The following is a 3,449-nucleotide window of genomic DNA, read 5'->3' as shown; positions in this document are numbered from 1 at the left end:
GAGCACCGGGCGCACCACGAGCCCGGCGAAGGACGAGTGAAGATGAATGACGTCGGGCCGAAACTCCCGGACCGCACGCATCGTCGCAGACAGCATGCGAAACAGGCCGACCGCGTTACGGCCCTCGCGCGGAAACGTGGTGATGGCGTCATCCTCGATGTTCACCAGATCGCTGCGATGGTCCGACGGAACGACATAGTTGACGTTGCCGCGCCCGAAGCTTGCACACTGATGCTGATGAAGCTCGTTGAGGTAGGTCGCGATGCCGCCCCTGACCGTTTCRGCGACATGCAGAACTTTCAGGCCGCTGGACAACGGTCATTCCTTTCTTGGCTTGCAGGCGCCCGATCTTGCAGGCGCACGTCTAACGTCTCGAAGCAGCAATAATTGGGCCGCGTCATTGTGTCGGACGGCTGGATGCGTCGTAGGGGGCGGGTTTGGCGAGGAATTCGAGCATCGCTGCGGCAGACTTGGACCAGGAATATGTCGCCAGACGCTGGCGCTGCTTCTCCTGTTCCGCCGGCGAAATCCTGCCGAGCTCAATTCTTTCGTGCATCCGGGCCGATAGCTCGCCTGCGTTGAGTGGGTCGAAATATACGGCGGCGTCGTCGCAAGTCTCGCGCACGGCAGCGGCGGAACTCGCGATCACCGGACAGGCGAAGTACATCGCCTCGAGGGGAGGTATGCCGAAGCCCTCGTAGAGGCTGGGAAAGACGAACGCGGCAGCTCGAGCGAACAGCGCCGCGATCTCCTCGTCCTTGAGGCGCCCGGCGACGACGACGCCGGTTCTTGATTCCATGGCGCTGCCGCCAAAGACCTTGCTGTTGTCGCCTCCGACCACGACCAGCGGGAAATCGGCGCGGCCAAGCCGCTCGGCGGCGCGAATGGCGGTGTCGACGTTCTTGTTCTTCGTCATCGAGCCGACGAAGAGGAAAAACCGGTAGGGCACAAGATGCAGCTTATCGATGATAGAGAAATCAGGCGCGACGGCAGCGAAGTGCTCTGCGCTGTTGGGAATGACGGGGATCGCCTCAGGATCGAGCGACAGCGCCTCGGCAAGTTCGTTGCGCGAAAACCCGGAAACTGTTGCGATCGTTGCTGCGCGTGCCAGCAAATGGCCGAGCGTCCGGTGCAGGGCGAGGTAGCGCCAGCTGAAGAAGTCCGGACGCTTGAAAACTTGCGCATCATGAATCACGACCAGATGGTCGCGGTGAAGCACGGGGCCGGAATTGGCGAGGCTGATGAGGCGTGTGCCCGCGGCCGCGCGTGCCAGATCGATCTGGTCCCACGCGTGCCCCTGCAACGATCCGACTTGCCTGACGTTGATGCGGCGAAGACCGGGGAGCGCCTGTGCGTTCGGCGGCGACAGGACCTGCCACTCTGCGTCCAGAAGTTGTCGCGGCGCCTCTCCGCTCGCCAGCAAACGGTCCATCGCCTTGACGATTTCGGCGGCATAGCGTTGCACGCCGGTTAGCGACTGTGAGAGGAACCTGCCGTTGATGGAGAGTTTCAAAGCCGATCTTTTTCTGCGTGGGTGTCTTGTTTTTCGCGGGTGTCTTACGGTGGGTATCTTACGCGAATGTTGCCTCAAGACTGAGCATTCGCGCCGAATATACGATCTATGAGGTGTAACACATGTGGAGCTATCGTCCGAGCATCCTCGCAGGGCGGATAGCATGCGACGATGCATGGCGCCATCATGTTTCCTACACATTTCGATGCGCCTACATGCGGTGCCTGATTTGACGATTGTCGTGATTGTCCAAACCTTGCCTCTCATGTCGTGGTCTGGCATTGCATTCGCGGAATCAACGAGGTGACAAATTTGCGGCCAGTGATCGTTACCGGTGCTGCCGGCTTTATCGGAATGCACGTTTGTGAACGGCTGTTGGCGCGTGGCGAGCAGGTCGTTGGCATCGATGCGCTCACTCCGTATTATGATCCCGCGCTGAAACGTGCGCGCCTCGCCACGCTCGAACACCGTCCGGGGTTCAGCTTCCACGAGATCGATCTTGGAGACTTCGCCGCGGTGACGCGCGTTTTCGACGAGGTCTCGCCCGATCGCGTCGTGCATCTGGCGGCGCAGCCCGGCGTGCGTGCGTCGATCGACGATCCCATCACCAGCATCCGCGCCAATTGTGACGGCTTTGTCACCGTGCTCGAAGCCGGCCGGCGCCATGGCGTGGCGCATCTCGTCTACGCCTCGTCGAGCTCCGTCTACGGCGCCAACCGCACCTTGCCCTATTCGACCGAGCATTCGGTGAACCATCCGGTCAGCCTTTACGCCGCGAGCAAGAAGGCCAACGAACTGATGGCGCATACCTTCGCGCATGTTCACAAGCTGCCGGTGACCGGTCTGCGCTTCTTCACCGTCTACGGTCCGTGGGGCCGGCCCGACATGGCCGCCTGGTTGTTCACGCGCGCGATCTTCGCGAATGAGCCGATCAAGATTTTCAATAATGGCGACATGTGGCGCGACTTCACCTATGTCGACGACATCGTCGAAGGCGTGATCCGCACTCTCGACCGGCCCGCGACACCGAACCCCGCATGGAACGCGGAAGCGCCGGAAAACTCGACGAGCTATGCGCCATATCGCGTCTACAACATCGGCAACAACAGGTCGGTCAAACTGATCGAGTTCGTCGAGACGCTGGAAAAGATCATCGGCAAGCCGGCGATCCGCAAGCTGCTGCCGATGCAGGCCGGCGATGTCCTGGAGACCCGCGCCGACATTTCCGCCCTCCAGCGTGACGTCGGTTTCTCGCCCTCGACATCGATTGCGGACGGCCTTGGCCGCTTCGTCGAATGGTATCGGAAGTATCACGGCGTGTGATCCCGCGGTCGTGCCAACGCCGTGTTCCGCACCGGGACGCCGACGTGCAGCGCGCCTGTCGCATATGTCGACTGCATCGCGTGCATGCGGCGCGTTTGGGGAGATCTCCATCGTTGCCTCGCGCGAAGCGGTGAAGGTTTGTTCGGAAGGTGATGCAGGCTGCCCTAATGTTGGGCGTGCCGTCGGATAGAAAATTGGTCTAGGGTGTTCAGTGGAACATCCGTCGTCAACGGAAAGAGTTTTTCATGCGAATCGCGATGATCGGAACGGGCTATGTGGGACTGGTGTCCGGAGCCTGCTTTGCGGATTTCGGTCACGACGTCACCTGCGTCGACAAGGACGAGAAGAAGATCGCAGCGCTCCATCGCGGCGAGATCCCGATCTACGAGCCCGGGCTCGACGAACTGGTCGCAAGCAACGTCAAGGCCAAGCGGCTCGATTTCACCACCGACCTGTCCAAGCCGGTGGCGGATGCCGATGCCGTCTTCATCGCGGTCGGCACGCCGTCGCGCCGCGGCGATGGTCACGCCGATCTGTCCTATGTCTACGCCGCCGCGAAAGAGATCGCGCAGTCGCTGTCGGGCTTCACCGTCGTGGTGACGAAATCGACCGT

General features: G+C 61.3%; 3 protein-coding genes and 1 pseudogene. 2 read left to right on the top strand and 2 right to left on the bottom strand.

Annotation, left to right across the window (positions count from 1 at the left end; translation table 11 throughout):
- Positions 1–315 (bottom strand): annotated as a pseudogene (locus tag AC1D00_RS32420) (glycosyltransferase); the annotation flags it as partial.
- Between the two features lie 82 nt (positions 316–397).
- Entirely contained in the window at positions 398–1,513 is a 1,116-nt protein-coding gene (locus AC1D00_RS32415) for a glycosyltransferase family 4 protein (RefSeq protein ID WP_477013470.1), read from the bottom strand.
- Positions 1,514–1,825: 312 nt separating this feature from the next.
- On the opposite strand from AC1D00_RS32415, the gene AC1D00_RS32410 reads away from it, so the two are divergent.
- Together AC1D00_RS32410 and AC1D00_RS32405 are read left to right on the top strand one after the other, a co-directional pair.
- A complete protein-coding gene (locus tag AC1D00_RS32410) occupies positions 1,826–2,836 on the top strand; it encodes an NAD-dependent epimerase (protein WP_477013471.1) in 1,011 nt (336 codons plus the stop codon).
- A gap of 245 nt (positions 2,837–3,081) precedes the next feature.
- Positions 3,082–3,449 (top strand): 2-dehydropantoate 2-reductase N-terminal domain-containing protein (locus AC1D00_RS32405; RefSeq protein WP_477013469.1); only part of this gene is annotated, 368 nt, incomplete at its 3' end.

Source organism: Bradyrhizobium sp. P2_E8, assembly GCF_056403875.1.
This window is presented reverse-complemented; position numbering and strand designations above follow the sequence as displayed.